The 18,473-nt window shown below is 37.9% G+C and carries 18 protein-coding genes; 8 read left to right on the top strand and 10 right to left on the bottom strand.

Annotation, left to right across the window (positions count from 1 at the left end; translation table 11 throughout):
- Positions 1 to 81: 81 nt before the first annotated feature.
- Together EZ449_RS12870 and EZ449_RS12865 are read right to left on the bottom strand one after the other, a co-directional pair.
- Positions 82 to 978 carry a helix-turn-helix domain-containing protein gene (locus tag EZ449_RS12870; RefSeq protein ID WP_131559379.1) on the bottom strand — a complete coding sequence of 299 codons (897 nt, stop codon included), beginning with the start codon at positions 976 to 978 and terminating at the stop codon, positions 82 to 84.
- Positions 979 to 1,010: 32 nt separating this feature from the next.
- On the bottom strand, positions 1,011 to 1,856 hold the full coding sequence (locus tag EZ449_RS12865; RefSeq protein ID WP_131559377.1) for an SDR family NAD(P)-dependent oxidoreductase: 846 nt from the start codon (positions 1,854 to 1,856) through the stop codon (positions 1,011 to 1,013).
- A 241-nt stretch (positions 1,857 to 2,097) separates the two neighbouring features.
- Between EZ449_RS12865 and EZ449_RS12860 the strand changes: the two genes are divergently transcribed.
- Positions 2,098 to 4,104: an FUSC family membrane protein gene (locus EZ449_RS12860; protein WP_131559375.1), complete on the top strand. Its 2,007-nt coding sequence runs from the start codon at positions 2,098 to 2,100 to the stop codon at positions 4,102 to 4,104.
- 126 nt (positions 4,105 to 4,230) lie between these two features.
- Here the strand turns inward: EZ449_RS12860 and EZ449_RS12855 are convergent, their stop codons facing one another.
- The 6 genes from EZ449_RS12855 to EZ449_RS12830 all read right to left on the bottom strand — a co-directional run bounded on the left by EZ449_RS12855 (position 4,231) and on the right by EZ449_RS12830 (position 11,033).
- Positions 4,231 to 5,202: an MlaD family protein gene (locus tag EZ449_RS12855; RefSeq protein WP_131559373.1), complete on the bottom strand. Its 972-nt coding sequence runs from the start codon at positions 5,200 to 5,202 to the stop codon at positions 4,231 to 4,233.
- A gap of 2 nt (positions 5,203 to 5,204) precedes the next feature.
- The gene (locus EZ449_RS12850) at positions 5,205 to 5,978 is read right to left on the bottom strand and encodes an ABC transporter ATP-binding protein (RefSeq protein WP_131559371.1); all 774 of its coding nucleotides are present in this window, start codon (positions 5,976 to 5,978) and stop codon (positions 5,205 to 5,207) included.
- A gap of 3 nt (positions 5,979 to 5,981) precedes the next feature.
- A complete protein-coding gene (locus tag EZ449_RS12845) occupies positions 5,982 to 6,791 on the bottom strand; it encodes an MlaE family ABC transporter permease (RefSeq protein WP_131559369.1) in 810 nt (269 codons plus the stop codon).
- Positions 6,782 to 7,144: a hypothetical protein gene (locus EZ449_RS12840; protein ID WP_131559367.1), complete on the bottom strand. Its 363-nt coding sequence runs from the start codon at positions 7,142 to 7,144 to the stop codon at positions 6,782 to 6,784. The genes EZ449_RS12845 and EZ449_RS12840 overlap by 10 nt, the downstream gene beginning before the upstream one ends.
- A 144-nt stretch (positions 7,145 to 7,288) precedes the next feature.
- Entirely contained in the window at positions 7,289 to 10,279 is a 2,991-nt protein-coding gene (locus EZ449_RS12835) for a glycosyl hydrolase (RefSeq protein ID WP_131559365.1), read from the bottom strand.
- Positions 10,280 to 10,688: 409 nt separating this feature from the next.
- A complete protein-coding gene (locus tag EZ449_RS12830; protein ID WP_131559363.1) occupies positions 10,689 to 11,033 on the bottom strand; it encodes a hypothetical protein in 345 nt (114 codons plus the stop codon).
- 181 nt (positions 11,034 to 11,214) lie between these two features.
- On the opposite strand from EZ449_RS12830, the gene EZ449_RS12825 reads away from it, so the two are divergent.
- Positions 11,215 to 11,913: a DUF421 domain-containing protein gene (locus EZ449_RS12825; protein ID WP_165499755.1), complete on the top strand. Its 699-nt coding sequence runs from the start codon at positions 11,215 to 11,217 to the stop codon at positions 11,911 to 11,913.
- An 18-nt stretch (positions 11,914 to 11,931) separates the two neighbouring features.
- Here EZ449_RS12825 and EZ449_RS12820 read toward each other — a convergent pair whose 3' ends face one another.
- The gene (locus EZ449_RS12820) at positions 11,932 to 12,282 is read right to left on the bottom strand and encodes a winged helix-turn-helix transcriptional regulator (protein WP_131559361.1); all 351 of its coding nucleotides are present in this window, start codon (positions 12,280 to 12,282) and stop codon (positions 11,932 to 11,934) included.
- Positions 12,283 to 12,386: 104 nt separating this feature from the next.
- Here EZ449_RS12820 and EZ449_RS12815 point away from each other — a divergent pair, with 104 nt between their 5' ends.
- Positions 12,387 to 13,130, top strand: a complete 744-nt coding sequence (locus tag EZ449_RS12815; protein WP_131559359.1) for an SDR family oxidoreductase — start codon at positions 12,387 to 12,389, stop codon at positions 13,128 to 13,130.
- Positions 13,131 to 13,462: 332 nt separating this feature from the next.
- Complete coding sequence (locus EZ449_RS12810) at positions 13,463 to 14,854, top strand: DASH family cryptochrome (RefSeq protein ID WP_131559357.1); 1,392 nt, start codon at positions 13,463 to 13,465, stop codon at positions 14,852 to 14,854.
- Between the two features lie 169 nt (positions 14,855 to 15,023).
- Here EZ449_RS12810 and EZ449_RS12805 read toward each other — a convergent pair whose 3' ends face one another.
- Positions 15,024 to 15,305 carry a hypothetical protein gene (locus EZ449_RS12805; RefSeq protein WP_131559355.1) on the bottom strand — a complete coding sequence of 94 codons (282 nt, stop codon included), beginning with the start codon at positions 15,303 to 15,305 and terminating at the stop codon, positions 15,024 to 15,026.
- Positions 15,306 to 15,918: 613 nt separating this feature from the next.
- Between EZ449_RS12805 and EZ449_RS22680 the strand changes: the two genes are divergently transcribed.
- From EZ449_RS22680 to EZ449_RS12790, 4 genes are all read left to right on the top strand, one after another.
- A complete protein-coding gene (locus EZ449_RS22680; RefSeq protein WP_165499754.1) occupies positions 15,919 to 16,095 on the top strand; it encodes a hypothetical protein in 177 nt (58 codons plus the stop codon).
- 186 nt (positions 16,096 to 16,281) lie between these two features.
- Positions 16,282 to 16,515, top strand: coding sequence for a hypothetical protein (locus tag EZ449_RS12800; RefSeq protein ID WP_131559353.1), 234 nt, complete (start codon positions 16,282 to 16,284; stop codon positions 16,513 to 16,515).
- A gap of 239 nt (positions 16,516 to 16,754) precedes the next feature.
- On the top strand, positions 16,755 to 17,336 hold the full coding sequence (locus EZ449_RS12795; protein ID WP_131559351.1) for a peroxiredoxin family protein: 582 nt from the start codon (positions 16,755 to 16,757) through the stop codon (positions 17,334 to 17,336).
- A 181-nt stretch (positions 17,337 to 17,517) separates the two neighbouring features.
- On the top strand, positions 17,518 to 18,360 hold the full coding sequence (locus EZ449_RS12790) for a metallophosphoesterase family protein (RefSeq protein ID WP_131559349.1): 843 nt from the start codon (positions 17,518 to 17,520) through the stop codon (positions 18,358 to 18,360).
- Positions 18,361 to 18,473: the final 113 nt, after the last annotated feature.

Below are 18,473 nucleotides of genomic sequence, written 5' to 3'. Positions count from 1 at the left end.
GGATATGTTTTTCATGGCCGTTAATTGTTTCCTTTTATAATTCGAGCGATATATCAATATAAAATGGTAGCGAGACGGGATTTAGTTAAATGATTGTCTAAATGCAGATGGGGAGAAATCTGTCTTGGTTTTGAAGAGCTTGCTGAAACTTTGTGGATGTTCAAAGCCTAACGTATAGGCAATCTCGGTAACAGATAGATTAGTGACCGACAATTTTTCTTTCGCTTTATCTATCAATTTTTCGTGGATGTGTTGTTGGGTATTTTGGCCTGTGAGTACCCTCAATAAACTCCCGAGATAACTAGCGGAAAGATTTAAGCTTTCCGCGATGTATTGAACTGTTGGTATGCCTTTCGCAATCAGGTCATCATTATCGAAATAAGCTGTTAATATCACTTCCAAACGTTCTAGGATTTGATGATGGTTTTTTTCTCTTATGGTAAACTGGCGGTTATAAAATCTCTCAGCATAGTTGAGTAGGGTCTCAATGTGAGACACCATAATCTGTTTACTAAATTTATCAATGTTGGAATGATACTCCTGCTTTATATGCTCAATGATTTCAAGGATTACCTTTTCCTCTTTTCCCGAAAGAAACAGCGCCTCGTTAACTGAATAATCAAAATAATCGTAATGCTTTATATTTCTTGCAAGCGATGTGTTCCAGAGAAAATCTTCGTGAATAAGTAACATCTGGCCAGTTGGGATTGCAGTACGATCATTTATCTCCAAACCAAGAACCTGATTGGGCGACATAAAAGACAAAATGCCTTCGTTCAGGCCGTAGGCTTGTTGTCCATACTTAGCTTTTACGTTCATAGAATGTTTAAGGGATATAAGGTAAAAATCGAAAACCATTTTTTCTGCTGTGGCAAATACCTTAATATCCTCCATATCCACCACGCTAACCAATGGATGTTCTGGCTGAGATAAACCCCTTAGGGAATGAAACTCACTTATTGATCTTATTCTCCTCATCTGTCTTAAATACAAGTTACAAATTTAATCTTTTACTGTGAATGATGCGCTGTGAGTAGCTCTTTACTAAGCAGCCACAGTTGCTTGCCAACTGACTTATCAAAATTATTACGCATCTGAATGATGTTGCCTTTTTCATCAAGGAATTGTCCATTTATGGATTTGGCATCTTTTTTTGTTGCAGCATATACGCCACTTTCACATGTTTCTGGAGCATTTCTTACTGACGAGGAAAGACTGAGGATGAATTTGAGCCACCAGGGTGCGCCACTTGCCAGATTTGATTTAACAAAGCCAGGATGAATTACCACAGCACTAACAGAAGTGCCATTTAGTTGGTCTGCCAATTCGAACCCAAAATAAATTCGGGCAACCATTCCATATCCCGCCGCCTTTAGTCCTCCGTACGATCGCTGAAGTTGTATATTGTTTAAGTTAAGTTTTGGTTTTTTTAGAAAAAGTGGATTTCCACCTATAATGACTACACGTGAGTCATAAGTTGCTTTCATTATGGATAGCAAGCCGTTAGTAAGCGCAAAATGGCTTAGGTAATTAACGGTAAAAGACTTGTCGAACCCTTCGGTTGTTAGCGATTTCTTAAAATACCAGGCGCCTGCAGCATTTACCAAGCCATGTAGTTCTTGGTGTTGTAAGCTGAAATCCTTGCAAAGTTGCGCAACGGATCCCATCAAACTTAGATCGGCTATAAGAAACGAAATGTTCTTGTTTAATGTTTTTTCCGAAATTTCCTTAACTATACTTACAGCTGTTGCTGCATTGCGGCTAACGATAACTACTTTTGCGCCCGTTTCGGCAATTCCAGTGGCTATAGCCTTTCCCACACCAGAAGTTCCACCGGTTACTAGATATGTTTTCATCTTTATAATTTATCTTCTTACAAAATTACTCCAGAGATTTGGTATGGGTGAAGCTTAAATGACTGTATCTGTAGTCAAATCGATTTATTGTCATCAATATCAAATGCTGATCTGAAATATTTGGTGGACTAATAATTTTCGGCAAGCCTTATAAATTAATGCTATTCAATAATGCTAAATCTGCTGTATAAATATCAGACAAAAGAAGCGCTTATAAAAGATAAGCCCTAGCTTTGCAGCAGTGAGAAATGCAAAAGAGAGAAACATTACATTAAAGGCGCTAGACTTCAATAATCAGGATCTGGCCGATGCGGTACGGAATACCATCACAGTAATTGTACCCTTTTCAGTTTTCTTTTTTTTAGGGATGCCATCGGCCGCTATGGGAGTAGGTACGGGTACGCTTTTAATATGTCTGACTGATCTTCCGGGCAACCGGGCAGAGAAAATGTTTAGTGCTTGGTTAAGTACGCTAACTTTTTCATTACTGGCCGTGTTGATATCGTTGTTGGTTTCAAACATTTATGCATTGCCCTTTGTGGTAGGTGGCCTTACATTCCTGCTCCTTATGATGACCTCGCTTGGTCAACGGATGGGCGTAATCGGAATGATGGGCCTAGGAGTGGCTGCATTTACGATCGGTCTCCATCCAACAAATCCGCTAGCGTATGGGATGTACATTGCAATTGGTGGTATTTGGTATTCTCTGGTAAGTTTAACCCAGGCTTGGCTTTTTCCATATCATTCTCTAAAAAGGGCATTAGCCAGAACTAAAAAGAATACTGCTGCCTTAATGCGTTTAAGGTCAATTGGCTATGACATGGAGGCATCTCTCGCAGGCTTTAATGCCAAAAATATCAAGCTTCACCTAAAGCTGACCACCGATCACGAATTGGTGCGGCGATTACTGCTCGGCGATAGATTCAACATCAGTTTTGAGGATATTTCTGGAAAGCAACTATTAAAGGAAAGCATCCTATTAATTGATCTTTATGAAAAGGTTAGCGCCCTACATTATGATTATACTAGTATGCGCAATACTTTGGCGGGATCAGGAATATTGGAAAAGATTAGAAATTTGATTGGATTCACGGCAGATAAACTGGAAAGTAATACTCCTGTTCAAGCAAATTTTGATGAATTTATTGCTGAGATACACCGCTTGACTGTAGCATCAGAAAAACACAGAGACCTTGTTGCGGGTATTGTCGTGAATCTTGAGGAAACTGGAGCACTTGTATTTGCACTTGATGATCAAAGGGATTTGGATACGAAGATGCTTTCCAAGCAATTTCCGGCTTTTTTAACCGAGGGTAAGATTTCCTTTAAGATGTTAAAGGCACATTTGACTTACGATTCCCAGGTCTTTAGGTTTGCTTTAAGGATTTCGCTCTTGATGATGGCCGTTGTACTTGTGGTTGCAATGTTACCTAAGGGTAGCTATGGATACTGGTTGCCGATTACACTGATCGTGATCAGTAGACCGAGCTACGGGATGACGATGAAGCGGAACATAGAGCGTGTAATCGGTACTTTTGCAGGGCTAATAATTGGCTGGTGCCTGATTGCATTAAACTTGCCCATTGCTTTGCAACTCTGTATTGCAGTTTTGGGTTTGTTCCTTTTCTTCGGTTTTCTGCTCCTAAGATATTGGGTAAGCGCAATGGGAATTACCTTAGCAGTTGTTTTATGTCTTTCCATCTACCATGGGAATACCACTCAAATTCTTTCAGAACGACTGCTATTTACCCTTTTGGGATGTTTAATTGGACTAGCCGCTACCTTTCTGTTCCCTGTCCGGCATAGCTTCAACATAAAAATAGCTGTTCAACAGGCAATCTCTACCAATAGTGATTATTTATCGGCAGTCATTAATAACGCTCATCAGGACGTGATTCAAATTAAATTGGCAAGGAAACAGTCTTACCTTGCACTTTCTGCCCTTAATGAGGCAATATCTCTTGTGGCAAGGGAACCAAAATGGAAAAGAAAAGAGTTAAGAACATTAAGACAGATAGAACTGCTATGTTTTCAGGTCAACGCCTTAACCGCAGCATTATCAATTGCGGATAAAGATTTAAGTTCCCTAAATATAAAACCGATTGCAGATCTAAATTATTGCGTTGAAAAGTTGAACGAAATGCAGCACGGGCAGGTATTTGCCTTAATGCCCCTAGAGCGTTTAGATGGGCAGCTGAATCTCAGTAATGTCGCCGTAAAATTAAAGACCATCTTTTCAGCAAGTTAATAGCCAATTAAAACAGAATAATTTGGATGTGAGAAGCAAGCAAATTATAGCTCGAGCTATGACGAAAATCTCCTTTGCATAATAATTTTATCTACCTAATTGACTAATTAATCTATCCTATATTCCTTACTGTCGCTTCAGCGAATCTTTCGCACGTTTCTTAAAAAAGCCACGTAGTAAAAAATTGCTTTGTAGTGCCTCAAGGTCCTCGTCTAGCTTCTTACTGCTTTTTTCAAGGTTGAGCATAATTGCTTTTACTTGTTTAGCGGTAGCTTCATCATTTAGCAATAAACCAGCAGCATTATCAGTAGTTTTGAGTTTTCCTGAAGCGGTTTCTAGGTTTGCAGCCATCATCGAAGCCGATTGGGCAGTCTTCTGCAGAGTTTGGGCTGATCTCTCTAATTTTGCGAATACGGACGTGTCTGTAAGCATTTTATCCATCAAGCCATTCTTGGTATTCAATGTCTTCCCAAATTGACTTAGCTCTACTGCTGTTTTGGATGTAGCAAGCGAGGTACGGTTCAGGTTGGATACCATTGCCTTAAAGTCTTGTGCCAACTGCTCATCTGACAATAGAGCACCTGCTGCACCCTTACCATCAATAAGATTACGAGAAAGCACCTTAAAATCTGAGGTTACATCCACAAGGTTTTTATTGTTAACCTGAAGGGTCTTCATAATGTCGTCTGTCGAGAGTGAGTTGTTTACCTTGAGCATATCACCATCCTCCACAAAAGGGAATTTCGGAGTTCCGCCAGTGATCACAACAATTTTGTTTCCAATTAATCCGTCTGCACTGATGCTTGCACCGGCATCTTTATGGATGTATTTATGCACATCCTCCTCAATACTTAGGAGCACCTTTACCTGGGAATCGCCAAAAAAATCTATCCTTTTGATCGTACCGATTTTAACTCCAGAATACCAGACGTTATTTCCCTTTTTAAGCCCTTGTATGTCTTTGAATACCACGCTGAGGTTGAAACTTTTAATAAAAGTTTTTTTCTGGCTTCCCAGTGTGAATATTGCCAATACAAATATTAATATTCCGATGGCAATAAATATGCCTACTGTAATCTTTTTTCTATTATCGGTCATGGTTATTGAATGAAATTATAATCAAAAAATGGTTGTGCCTGCTTATCTCCCGAACTAAAGATCTCATCGAAACTTCCTTGCCGTTCAAAACGTCGTTCTACTAACATGGCAACTCTATTGCCTACTTCTTTTGCACAGGTTAAGTCATGCGTAATAACAATGGCACTGGTATGGTAGCGTTCCTGAACATCGTTTATTAATTTATTTATTTCCTTTGAGGTGATGGGATCTAATCCTGCCGTAGGCTCGTCATATAGCATAATTTCAGGCTTTAAGATCAGTGTTCGGGCAATACCAATGCGTTTTCTCTGTCCTCCAGATAGTTCAGATGGCATTTGGTTAATGGTTTGCGATAACCCAACTGCATCCAACATTTCTTCTACGGTTTCATTTACCTCTGGCCTTGTCATATCCCTACGGTTGCGTACCAGCGGGAATTCGAGGTTTTCCCTGACCGTCATACTATCATATAATGCACTATTTTGAAAAGAGAAACCCACACGTAACCTAAGAGCTAGCAATTCTGCGTAGGAGATCTCATCTATTGTTTGTCCTAATACTTTCACCAATCCTGCATCGGGACTTAATAAGCCAATTATAATCTTAATCAATACCGATTTTCCGGTTCCACTCTTACCCAGCACCACTAGATTTTCACCCTTGTAAAGGTTTAGCGTGGCATCCTCCAGCACATCATAATCTCCAAATGATTTATATAGGCTTTTAATCTCTATAACCTTTTCGCTATGCTCATCAGTTCTTTCCTTTGCTAACATAATCTAGGTATTAAATAAGCTAAATATCTGAACACATACTACTTCCTCCACAAAAATGAGGAACATTGCGGTAACCACTGCCGAGTTTGCAGCTTTGCCAACGCCCTCAGTACCCTTTGAGGAGTGATATCCTTGGTAACATCCCACAATGGCAATGGTAAAGCCAAAGAGGATGGCTTTTATGGTGGAGGCGATAATATCAAGATAGGTAATGCTTTCTAATGCACTCTGGAAAAAGGTTACAGTACTAGTACCCTCATTTACAGATACATTAAGCAATGCACCTAGCATACCAACCATTGCGGTGTAAAATGTTAAGATGGGCATTGTTATGGTAGCGGCAAGTACTCGAGTGCCTACCAAGAACTTAAATGGATTGGTTGCGCTAACTTCCATAGCGTCTATTTGCTCGCTAACCTTCATCGAACCCAATTCGGCGCCAATACTCGATCCTACCTTACCTGCTGAGATCAATCCCGTTAATAGTGGGGCAAGTGTTCTCAATAATGCAATTCCCACTAATGAGGGTAGCCACGAAGTAGCTCCAAATTCAGACAATGATGGCCTAGATTGTTTAGTAAATACCATCCCAGTTATAAAACCTGTGGTCGAAATAAGCAACACTGAGCGATACCCAATTTCGTAGCATTGGCGCATCAGCTCCTTAAATTCGTATGGAGGTAAGAAAGCCTCTTTAAAAAACCTGGCAATGAAACGATAGACCTCATAAAGCCCTATGAACCAATTTGCCAATTTTCCAGGAGGTGGAGCGGATTTAGGCATTTCGGTTTTTTCTTGTTCTTTTATTGCCATCGCATAGTCTTTTCTAAGTTCAGGGAGTCGGTTGACCGCTCTTTCATTCGCTTGTCTCTGTAATTTGTAATATTGATGGTATCGCTAGGCGATAGGCTATGGAATAAAATTTTATAGGTTGCCATCAGGCTTTTATACCGTTCGGAAAATAATGATTCGCTTAAACTGCCATTTTCTCTTTTTTTTTGTAGTTGGATCGCTTGGTCGATAATCGCCTTTGTAGAGTCTACAATTGATGCATTAGATAGGGTAGTATTTTTCTCAACCTTTTTACCACCAGAGCCCTGATCAGGATTGGTATTGTGGCAACCAAGCATCAAAAGAAGAAAGGGCAGCGCAAATATTTTTCCCATATTTGTAATACAGATTAATGGCTTAATTGTTTGCTGTTTAGGTGATTATTTTTCCCTTGTTTGATCATCACTTTTGTCGCTCAAAAAATCTTGATAATTCTAATGAACTACCTTTTTTCATTTACTTTATGTTGAATTTTCAAGCTATTCAATTTGGTAAACAATCTTCACAGGTCCCAGCAGCCCAGATGGCAGCAATGGACTATCTCTATTATACTGCTTGCTTGTAGTGAAAGTATAGCGACCACTTTTTCTGGGTTGGTTATTGAGCAACCATTCTGGCCATGCATCTCCAGTAATTCCATCGTAAGGTTTCTGTTCATCCCCAATGAGGCGGTTTGGCCAGAGATTGGCTACTTCTATCTCAATTTCGTTTTGCCCTTTTTTTATAAATTCCGATAGGTCTAATTGCCAAGGTGCTGTCCAAAGTGTGCCGATAAGCTTCCCGTTTAACCTTACCTTTGCCATATTTCTCACCTCTCCAAGGTCGATCATTACTCGCACTGAATGATTATGGTTAAACACGAATTTTTGATGGTAGGTAGCTATTCCTGAATAGTATTTTATACCATCAATGGTGATTTTACTCCAATCTGATAATGTATCCATTTTAACTTGATTCGGACCGCCCCACTTTTCATCAAAGTTCACTACCCATCGACCATCAAGTGGCTGCATTGCGAAATCTCTGGATACAGTTTTTTGACTGGTATCTACTCTGTTATCTTTTGAGAAGACAATGAAAGCGCTTTCGTAGGCATCAAGATTGATCAGAATATTACTTATATTATTTGCTAGCTTATAATTTCTTATGCTTTTTGTTTTCCCATCTATTGGATTCCAAAGCTCTGGTATGCCTTTTACACTTCTAAACTTTGCATTCGCCGTAATTCGATCTGGTGTCGTGTTCGAAATAAAGTAAATGTCCCATTCATTCGAAGTACGGTGTGTGTACCTAATTTTTGAGTCAGAACTAAAATCCTCCTGAAGCCCTCTCGTTCTTAAGATATTTGTGGTGAGATTATAGTTGGGGTAAAGCTTATCCTGTGCGTTAAGGATTGGTTTCCCCCAAATTACGGTACCCAAACCATAACGTCGATGGGTAAGGGTTGCTGGCACTGAGAAATTTCCCCATATCTTTTTTACAAGCTCTTTAATCTTTTCATCGCATTGCGGATAATTGGTTAAACTGGGTGACCTCAACGGCGGATTACCGATAACTGTTGCACCCTGTCGAATTAAGTTCCCAATTTTCTCTAATAATTCTGGAGTCATGGTTTCGTAAATTGGCAACACCAATATTTCATATGAAGCACCAGATGGAAATCTAATTTTTTTTTGCCCTGCAGTTGCTGCAAGTAATTGTTGGGGTGCTATGCCATCGAAATTATATCCTTTCCGGTCTCCAATGGTATCACCCAAAATTGCGGATGACGGTGGCACAAATACATGAGGTGAACCCTCTGGGGTGAGGTAAAGGAGATCCGCAACCGTTCTCCCTTGCTGTAAGAGATATTGGCAGCGGGTAACATAATTGTGATAACTATCTACCATTGGCCACCAAGTTTGGCTGCGATCCCAATGTACACCGTATGGGCCCATAGTTGCTCCCGGTTTTAGGGTGTCTGGCAAAAACTGATTCTGAAAAGTATGGTAAACGAAACGATTGATACCCGCTGCAAAGGCCCAATCCCCCTGATTTTTCATTGAGCCAGGGTATTGTTTCCATCCTTCATTATCCTGTGCCGTAAAGGCTTCTGCGGGCACTAATGTTCGTCCCATAACGTGGGCGATAGATGTTGCCTCTATAACACTATAGGTTGAGTTAAAACCAAAACCCTTGCTCCAAAATTCTGCCATTGGTACATCCGCAACACTCCCAAGTTCAAGATCGGATGTGGGATTCATGTCGTAAGGCTCGATCGATAGCGTTAGGTTGTGTTTTTTCGCATAGGCTTTAACGTGTTGAGCGTGTTTCTCCAGCACAAGCTCCTGACTGGTCTGTCTAAGATCCCATAAAAAGCGCTCGCTTTCACTTACACTGCCAACAATATTTCCGGAGTATACAGGATAATACCTTAAGGGATCATATCCTCTTCGTTTCGTAAATTCCTGTCTAAATGTTCCAGTCCAATTTTGTGCACCCATTTCCCAGCTATCCATGTGCAGTCGTTTCAGGCCACCAATTTGATTTTTTTCTATCGGATTTATCTTGTTCAAGATCTTACCCAAGTATGCATCTAGATGATTATTTAAGGCGGTTGTATCAAATTTATCTGATTCAAAACCAATACCAGGAAGCGGTGCAGGTCGGGTAATTGCTCCATTATTTCTACTGCCAAAACGCATAATTTTCCATTTTCCAGCTGGAGGATTCCAATTTAGGTATCCATCTGTATTGAGCTTTCCGGTTAAATCGATAATGCTCTTTTTAGTAATCGCGGATATCGATTTATCGTTCAATTTACTTGGTGCCTGTAAGTTTGCGGTTACTGTACCAGAACTGTAGGGCGCACGTTGGTAAAGTGCCACTTCATCGATATTATTTATTTTCTCCTCCGATTTCGGAAGTGGAAATGCTAAAATCGCAACGTCTTCATAGTATTCTAGCCACTCTTTTCTAAATTCGGGAATAAAACCACCCTCGCCGAAAAAAGGTGCCTTAGGCTTTGGAATAGGGAGCAAAATTTTTTTCTTGTCTAACGATGAAACAATTACTTCGCTTGATACAAGGTGTTTCATTGATTGCTTTCCTTTTACCCAAGGACCTCCACTACCTGTCCACCCGGGGCCAATTCCGAGTGTAACTTCTATTCCCAATCTTCGAGCTTCTTGCTCTGCATGAGCGAAAAGTTGCAGCCACTGCTCACTCAAAAAATCTACCTTTCCTCTTGGTATGCCAACATTCACCTCTAAAAAGATCAGGTTTCCTATGCCCGATTTTTTCATGGATTCTAGATCCTTAGTCATTGTTTCAGCGCTCATGTTGCCATCCATAAAATACCAATAAACACCAGGCTTGTATAAATCATTAGGGGTTAAAAATTCCGATTTCATTTTCTTAACCTGTGCGGAGGATAGGGAAGCTAAAAAGAGGAAGAATGCGAGTGGGATGAGTGATAGTCTCGGCTTCATGATCTTGTTTTATATCTTTAAATTGAATTTACGTCGTAATCGGCAAGATATCTCCAACCATTTTAATTTATCCAAGCTACATACTTTTCCGAAAACTTGTGGGTTTGATTAGCGTCTTTATTTTTTAAAACTCTTTAGGGATAACATTGTACCTAATAAAAACGAAATTGGGTTTGCGGCTAGGCTAGCAAAACCTATTCAGATCATAATTATTTAAGCATTATCAACTACACGAATCTTAATTGAACTTTTCCATTGTATTTATTTCTATATATTTCTGCAGAAACAGAATATGATTCTTATCACTATCTACTACATGGTATAATCTACGATAGCAGATAAATCACTTTGAAAATAAAAAAGAGCATCCTGTTAGATGCCCTTTGTGTTAAATAAAATCTACAGAAATTTATCCCTCATTGATATGACGGTGCATGTACTCTTCCACATTAATCAAGTCATTGTCTACTTGTTCTTTTGCCGTTGCAGAATCGTAATGCAAAGAATCTTCTGCAAATTCGCTAAATAAAGTAACCTTAATTTTCTCTTCCTCCGAATCACTATCCACATTAGCCGCTTGGCCAACAACTGTAAAAATTCCTTCTAAGCCATCATGCACAAAGCTATATTTTACTTCAAACTTGTCTTCATCTGTGGTTGGCACTTCTGCAATTTCAGTATATTCACGCTCTTCAACAGTTTCTAGTCCCTGCTTTAACAATTTAATTGCTTGTTGTTTTTTCTTTTCTATCATGCGTTTATATTTTAATGTCATATACATAACAGCCCAAATGCACTTAAGTTTTATAACCAGAATTCGAATACAGAAATTGCCTGGATCTGTTTTGATTTTTCAGATATAATTTACCTAAAAACCAAACCTTAGAATATTGGTTATAATAGGCGCAACTAACATAATTTTTAATACTAAGCTTATGATAATTTTAGCTATCAATTGGACTGAATTTTTTATTGGCAAAGAGGATTGGGAATTTCTGCTGGAAATTGCCCTAAGAACTTTTGCAATGTATGTTATCATTCTAACTGGATTACGGCTTTTGGGTAAGCGTGGAGTTAAACAATTATCTATATTCGAGCTTGTTGTGATTATCTCATTAGGATCTGCTGCCGGAGATCCCATGTTTTACAAGGAGGTAGGGTTAGCCGTTCCCGTTATCATTTTTGCAGTTATCGTATTGAGTTATAGATTAACAACTTATCTAACGGCAAAAAGTCAGACTGTCGATGATATTATTGAGGGGAAATGTGCTTATTTGATTGAGGATGGCGAATTTTCTGTTGATAATTTTAGTAAGGAAACTCTTGCACACGATGAATTCTTTTCTGAATTGAGGCAATACAGCATCTCACATTTGGGCCAGGTGAAAACAGCTATCTTAGAAACTTCTGGATCTATAAGTGTTTATTATTTTGAGGATGATGAAGTAAAATATGGTTTGCCCATATTGCCCCGTCTCTTCGATGCGGGCTGTTGTGAGATATTGGAAAGGGCGCATTACGCCTGTTGCTTCTGTGGAAACGTTGTTCTGTTAGCGCCTACAGAAAAAAATGAATGCAAAAAGTGTGCGCATGACAAATGGGTAAAAGCTATTTCAGATTTAAGGGTGAAATAGATTTTTAACAAACCACTTCTATTTACCAGTAATTGCTTTACGATGGGCAATTCCCCATTCGGCCAAGTTGCTAATAATAGTTTGCAATGTTTTGCCGTAATCTGTTAGTTGATATTGGACAGATATGGGTTGAGTCGGTAACACCGTTCGCTGAATCAGTTTATTGAGCTCCAGTTCTTTCAACTCCTTGCTCAACATCTTGTTGGATATTCCTTGCACATCATTTAATACATCAGAAAATCTCCTTTTATTATGATAACAGATTGAGGAAATGATGGATATTTTCCATTTCCCATTCAGCACATCCATGGCATCGTGAACAGCCATTACCTCTTTCTTGTGCCCTAATATACATTCGTTCTCAGTCATAAGTTACTTTGTTACCCTTAAGTTACCATTACTTTTGGTTACAAAGTAACTAAAATAAACTTACCTATGCTAGCTTTGCAGCATAAACAATTAGAAATATAATAATGGATTTTAAAAACAAAAACGTCGTTATAACTGGCGGAACTACCGGAATAGGATTGGCAACTGCAAAAGCATTTATTAACGCAGGAGCAAATGTGTGGATAACAGGAAGAAATACTGAAAATTTAGCAAAGGCAAGTGCGGAGATTAACAGCCCAAAATTGATTACCGTGGTATCGGGTACATCGATACTTGCGGATATTTCAATTTTGGAAAATACAATCGCTGCCAATGGAAGTAAGTTGGATGTTCTTTTCCTAAATGCTGGAATAGCTAAATTTGAATCAATAGAATTGGTTACCGAAGCAAATTTTGATGCGCAATTCAATACCAACGTAAAGGGACATTTTTTTACACTGCAAAAATTACTTCCATATCTGTCAGATGGTGCAGCAGTAGTATTTACATCATCAACAGTTGCAACAGCTGCAAACCTTGGAGCCAGTGTATATTCTGCCACTAAGGGAGCGCTGAATAAAATTGCGCAAATAGCAGCAAACGAATTGGCTGGAAGAAAAATTCGTGTAAATATTGTAAGTCCGGGCCCTGTTTCAACACCTGGTTTAGAGTATGCAGTGCCTGCGGAGGCAAAAGATTTTCTAGCAGGTGCTACAGCCATGCAAAGACTTGGTAATGCTGATGAAATTGCTAAGACGGTGTTGTTTCTCGCTTCAGATGCCGCAAGTTTTATCACTGGCACAGAGCTAATCGCAGATGGTGGTTACCTTAACTACGCATTAAAATAAGCTGTATAATATCGGGTAAGAGAGAGCGGCAAATGCCGCTCTTTTTATTTATATAGGTTGAAAATAGAGATCAATAAGCTTTCATAGTTTGATGAAATTTACTAGTCCATATCAACCCAAGGCATATGAAACGAAGTGTACCCAAAATTATGTAGCAGTCGTGAATCGGAGGTTTAAGAAAATTGGAATCAATTCAAGGGAACTTTTTTAACTATTTTATGTTAATCTCAAAGATTTGTCGTCACGTAATCGCATAGCGAAATTAGAGATCGTTATGGAGAGTACTAAAATGCATAAGCCTCTATCTTATAATAGGCATAAAAAAATATTAAATGAAAAAACGAGGCTTGGTTTGGTTTAAGAATGATCTCAGGGTTCATGATAACGAAACGTTGATTAGGGCGCAAGAGGAATGTGAAGATTTACTTTTTTGCTATTGCATAGAAAAGAATGATTTTGAAAATCTTGATCTTGGTTTCCGAAGAATAGATGTTAACAGATTTAAGTTTTTGGAGCAGTCGGTTATCGATTTAAGAAAAAAATTGGAATCCCTTGGTGGTCATTTAATTATTGGAGAAGTTTCGGCACTTGTTACCTTATCAGAGTTGGTTAAGGAATATGGAATAACCGAGATTTATGCTGAAGAGGAATATGCGAGTTATGAAATTAATCTTGTTAACAAGGTAGTGAATGCCTTGCCAAATATAAATTTTCACTTTTTTTGGGGGAAGACACTTTATCACAAAGATGATATTCCTTTTGAGATCCCTAAGCTTCCACTTACCAGTAAGGCCTACAGGATTCCCGTTGGCTCAAAGTCTAAACCTCGACAAACTTTTAGGCAGCCCAGTAAATTAAATTCTGTATCGCAACTAAAAACTAATGAATTTCCATCTTACACCATTTATGGATTTAGTGACGATGAATATGAAAACGCTAGTCCTTTTGTGGATGGTGGAGAAACCGCGGCGCTAGAAAGACTTGAATATTACACATTTAAATCCGAATGCTTAACAGGATATAGATGGAGTAGAAACAAATCAGATGGTTTGGACTATAGTACTAAACTTTCGCCATATCTAGCATTGGGCTGTATTTCGGCAAGAGAAATATATGAAAAGGTAAAAGCTTACGAAGCTGAAATCAAAAAAAATCAGAGCACATGGTGGCTGGTTTTTGAATTGGTTTGGAGAGATTACTTTACGTTTAAGGGAATGCGCTTCGGTAATTCTATCTTTCTAACTAAGGGTTATAAAAATAAGGATATTGATTGGGAAAATGATCCTCTTAAATTTGAGAAATGGTGCGTGGGCAATACTGGGATTCCCTTTATTGATGCGCATATGCGCCAATTGAATCAAACCGGATATATGAGTAATCGAGGTAGGGTTAACTGCGCAAGCTATCTTGTACACGATTTGAGGATAGACTGGACTTGGGGTGCATCATATTTTGAGGCCAAATTGATCGATTATGATGTGAGCTCAAATTGGATGAATTGGCACATGCAGGCATTTGAGATTTGGTACACCAATCCAGTGCATCAATCCAATAAATACAAGGCACAACATTTCATCCGTCAATGGATTCCTGAGCTTTTGGATCGTAATGATATCGAGGTTTTGATTCCCTGGGAATTCGATATTCCCGCTTATCCAAAGCCTATTGAGGTATACAAAAAGTGGGGTAGGGCTATCGGTTTAATAAAGAAAATAGCCGTTTAAGAAATCAATAAATTATTATCTGTTGATCATTTATTTAGATAGATACTTACGAGATGCAAAACAGAAAAAGGATAATCATTAAAAACTCCATGTAAACGATACTCACATCTAAAGAAAATCTGATGATGAAATGGAGACATCGAAAGGTGATTGTTTTCTATAGACCGTATTAATGATATTCAAAAACTAGCTTATTATCTTCAACATAAATATAAGTGGTTTGGTTACCTAAGTAATTATGAATAGGATATTTGCTATCCATATCTTTTATGGAATTAACTAAGCTTTTGGTAACCATTTGGAGCCGTTGCTTGCAAGTATACCTTTTTGTTTCCAAATCTGTAATCTCCGTCTCATCGATAGAAGCATCAATGTCATGACCAAGATTGTGGATTTTATTTAGAAGATCTAAATATTGATTAAATTGCTCTTGAATGGTGTAGGTACTCATATACTGCCATTAACGAAAAATTTGCGCAAATAGTTTTATTTTAAATAGAAAACCCACCAATGATATAATTTTTTTAAGAGCGCTGAAAGCCTGCTTATAAAATAACGGTCATCGTTCCAATATTTCAGAGCATGTATGTATTAGAAACTTGAAGCTGAGGATAGAAGTTTAGCATATTTAATCCCCATCCTATAAATGCCTTAAGCATAATTTTAAATCTTTATTCGTATTCTTAAAACTGAAGTTGAATACTAGAAGTGGGGATCTTAGCCACACCCTATCCAAGAAGTGGCTACTCACCCAAAAAGATCATATGCTCCCGTATATGAATTATAACAAATGTAAGGCTAAGTTTAATACTGATATATAGCCCAAATAGGCTATATTTTATTAAAAAAAAAGACCTTTCAAATTTGAAAGGCCTAATGATGTAAAATCGTCCCATTGATTTAACAACTACATTTACGGCGTAAGGATTGGTTTGGATTTGCTTAGTGTAATTTAGACACTAATATGATATTTGCCTAAAAAATATTCAGCCGTCTTCAAAGGTTTTAACAAAAGCCAATTGTAACAATAAGTTATCCAAGTAATCAAACTAAAAACAATATTTATGATCATTCTGAAATCAGACTATTTTTCAAGCCACGAACGGCTGACGAGGTTTATCAATGAAAATCAGATCAAGCGTGCTGATATTCTTGTAATTACGCAGGATTCGGGCATGCTTATAATCTTTTTTTATGCTGAGGATACCATTAAGGAAATTACTCACGGAATATTTTCTTAGGGAAATTTGGTTTTTCTACAAATATTCAAATGTCGATATTATGTTACATGCTGAAATTTCAAATTGATTTCTTACCTATCATTCGATCATAAATACTACATAGGAAATACATAACCTCCTACTCATTTTTAAGTATTTTTTATTTCTACAAAACTATTTTTTATCCCTTACGTATTTTTACGTACTATGAGGAAAGGAATTATCATATCCTATAATCGAGCAAAAAGGGTTGGTTATATAAAAGATTTAAACGGACAGAAAATTAGGTTTTATAACGAATCTAAGATTGATTTGAAACGAAACGACTTGGTCGATTACAGTACAAAAATCAATGATGGCGTGTTGCTCGCAATAGAAATCAAGGTAATTAAGGTGAATATTGATGATTCGATTGTCTCTCTAACTAAATTAAAGAATTAGCTTAATTCCCAATAGAATACAAAAGAGTTCAAGCCCCCGTATCAAAAAAAAAAATGAAGCTAAATCAAACGGTGAATTTCTTTCTATCGCATTGATTTCGATAACTCTTGTGTACCTTTATTTCCATTTATGCCGTAGCAATATAATAGTGAAAGGCTAACGGATAGCTGACAAAAAGTTTAAATATAATTAGAAAACCAGCAGGAAATATCAATCCTCCTTGCTTCATCCAAAATAAAATGAAAAATATATTATTAATTTTTGCTTTTGTAACCACATTGGCATCATACACTTATGCACAAAAAGGATTAACAGCAGGTTCGATTGCGCCTAGTTTTAGTGGTGTCGATCAAAACGGCAAAAAAATTAACTTAAAGGCTTTACTTAAGAAAAATAAATCTGTGGTATTGTTTTTTTACCGTGGCCAATGGTGCCCTTATTGCAACAAGCACATCGAAGAACTTCAAGACTCTCTACAATTACTCACCGCTAAGAATGCTTATGTAATCGGTGTAACGCCCGAAACAACGGAAAATATTGCGAAAACCATACAAAAAACCAGTGCAGGTTTTTCTATCATTCAAGATAAGAATGATGACATTATTAAAGCCTACGGCGTAAACTTTGAGATGGATAATGCAACTTTTACCAAATATAAGGGCTATGGCATTGATCTTGAAAATAACAACGGCAATACGAGGCATACGCTTCCTGTACCTGCAACTTACATTGTAGATCGTTCAGGGAAAATTAAATATGTGCATTTTGATCCCAATTATCAGAAAAGGGCATCGGTAAAGCAATTATTAACAGCGCTTTAAATTATAAATTGCTGAGCTAAGAACTTGATTTACAATCCCTTTAAGCGTAGCCTATGATGCCGTTAAGTTAAATTGATTTAAGATTAACATTAGGTTCACATGGCGATGTTTAATTTGTAGCTAATAAATACCAATTCAATAGTATTGCTTTATTACCTTGAATTGTAAATCATTTCAAATTATGGCTAATAGACGATTATTTCTTAAAGGCAGTTTAGCTGGGGTTGCATTGGCAGGTATTTCTCCTTTAATTTCATTAGCCGATCAAAGTCATGATCACACTCCATCTTTAGGGAAGAAAGTAAAATTGCGTTTTGCAATTGCATCAGATGGCCACTACGGTCAGCCAGGTACCGATTTTAAAAAAGATCACGAAAACATTGTGAAATGGCTTAACGAAGCTCACGATAAATCGCCACTCGATTTGGTAATTATCAATGGAGATTTGGTTCACGATCGGCCAGAATTGCTAGCAGAGGTGAAGAAAGATTATTACGATAAATTAAAAGTTCCATTTTATGCAATTCCTGGTAATCACGATCATGCAGATGCGAAGATATGGAAATCAGTTTTTGGTTATGAGGATAATTTCTCATTCGAAAAAAATGGAATCGGCTTTGTTTTGGCCAATACTTCAGATACAAAAGGCACCTATCTTTGTCCTGATAATAAGTTTTTAAAACAGGAGTTTGAAAAGTTTAAGGATTTGAAAACGGTGTTTGTAATACTGCATATCCCGCCTCACTTTTGGGTTCCTGAGAGCCCTTTTATAGAATGCCCTGAAACCATTAATCTATTGCACAGCTATCCAAATATCAAAGCCGTTTTTCATGGGCATGACCATAGTTTGGATGCTGTTTTTTATACAAACAAGCTGCCGCATTTTTTTGATGCGCATATTGGTGGCAATTGGGGAACCGCATATCGAGGTTACCGCATCGTGGAGATAGCAGAAGATAATAAAATTACGACCTACCAGGTTAATGCCAGCAAAAATCCACAGCTTAACGAAACTACACTGTAATACGGTTTTTCGAAAAGGTGTTGCCCTTTCTATTATTTTTCGATTTTTGGCACAACCTTGCCGAAAATCTTTAATCCTGTTTTGAAAATATCATTATTTAACGCTCGATTCAA

The sequence above is a fragment of the Pedobacter frigidisoli genome (assembly GCF_004331675.1).
Taxonomy (GTDB): Bacteria; Bacteroidota; Bacteroidia; order Sphingobacteriales; family Sphingobacteriaceae; genus Pedobacter; species Pedobacter frigidisoli.
This window is presented reverse-complemented; position numbering and strand designations above follow the sequence as displayed.

Excerpts from the sequence above, each read along its gene's own strand:
- EZ449_RS12870 (WP_131559379.1), bottom strand. The coding sequence starts at position 978 with ATGAGGAGAATAAGATCAATAAGTGAGTTTCATTCCCTAAGGGGTTTA.
- EZ449_RS12865 (WP_131559377.1), bottom strand. The coding sequence starts at position 1,856 with ATGAAAACATATCTAGTAACCGGTGGAACTTCTGGTGTGGGAAAGGCT.
- EZ449_RS12855 (WP_131559373.1), bottom strand. The coding sequence starts at position 5,202 with ATGACCGATAATAGAAAAAAGATTACAGTAGGCATATTTATTGCCATC.
- EZ449_RS12850 (WP_131559371.1), bottom strand. The coding sequence starts at position 5,978 with ATGTTAGCAAAGGAAAGAACTGATGAGCATAGCGAAAAGGTTATAGAG.
- EZ449_RS12845 (WP_131559369.1), bottom strand. The coding sequence starts at position 6,791 with ATGGCAATAAAAGAACAAGAAAAAACCGAAATGCCTAAATCCGCTCCA.
- EZ449_RS12840 (WP_131559367.1), bottom strand. The coding sequence starts at position 7,144 with ATGGGAAAAATATTTGCGCTGCCCTTTCTTCTTTTGATGCTTGGTTGC.
- EZ449_RS12835 (WP_131559365.1), bottom strand. The coding sequence starts at position 10,279 with ATGAAGCCGAGACTATCACTCATCCCACTCGCATTCTTCCTCTTTTTA.
- EZ449_RS12830 (WP_131559363.1), bottom strand. The coding sequence starts at position 11,033 with ATGATAGAAAAGAAAAAACAACAAGCAATTAAATTGTTAAAGCAGGGA.
- EZ449_RS12825 (WP_165499755.1), top strand. The coding sequence starts at position 11,215 with ATGATAATTTTAGCTATCAATTGGACTGAATTTTTTATTGGCAAAGAG.
- EZ449_RS12820 (WP_131559361.1), bottom strand. The coding sequence starts at position 12,282 with ATGACTGAGAACGAATGTATATTAGGGCACAAGAAAGAGGTAATGGCT.
- EZ449_RS12815 (WP_131559359.1), top strand. The coding sequence starts at position 12,387 with ATGGATTTTAAAAACAAAAACGTCGTTATAACTGGCGGAACTACCGGA.
- EZ449_RS12810 (WP_131559357.1), top strand. The coding sequence starts at position 13,463 with ATGAAAAAACGAGGCTTGGTTTGGTTTAAGAATGATCTCAGGGTTCAT.
- EZ449_RS12805 (WP_131559355.1), bottom strand. The coding sequence starts at position 15,305 with ATGAGTACCTACACCATTCAAGAGCAATTTAATCAATATTTAGATCTT.
- EZ449_RS22680 (WP_165499754.1), top strand. The coding sequence starts at position 15,919 with ATGATCATTCTGAAATCAGACTATTTTTCAAGCCACGAACGGCTGACG.
- EZ449_RS12800 (WP_131559353.1), top strand. The coding sequence starts at position 16,282 with ATGAGGAAAGGAATTATCATATCCTATAATCGAGCAAAAAGGGTTGGT.
- EZ449_RS12795 (WP_131559351.1), top strand. The coding sequence starts at position 16,755 with ATGAAAAATATATTATTAATTTTTGCTTTTGTAACCACATTGGCATCA.
- EZ449_RS12790 (WP_131559349.1), top strand. The coding sequence starts at position 17,518 with ATGGCTAATAGACGATTATTTCTTAAAGGCAGTTTAGCTGGGGTTGCA.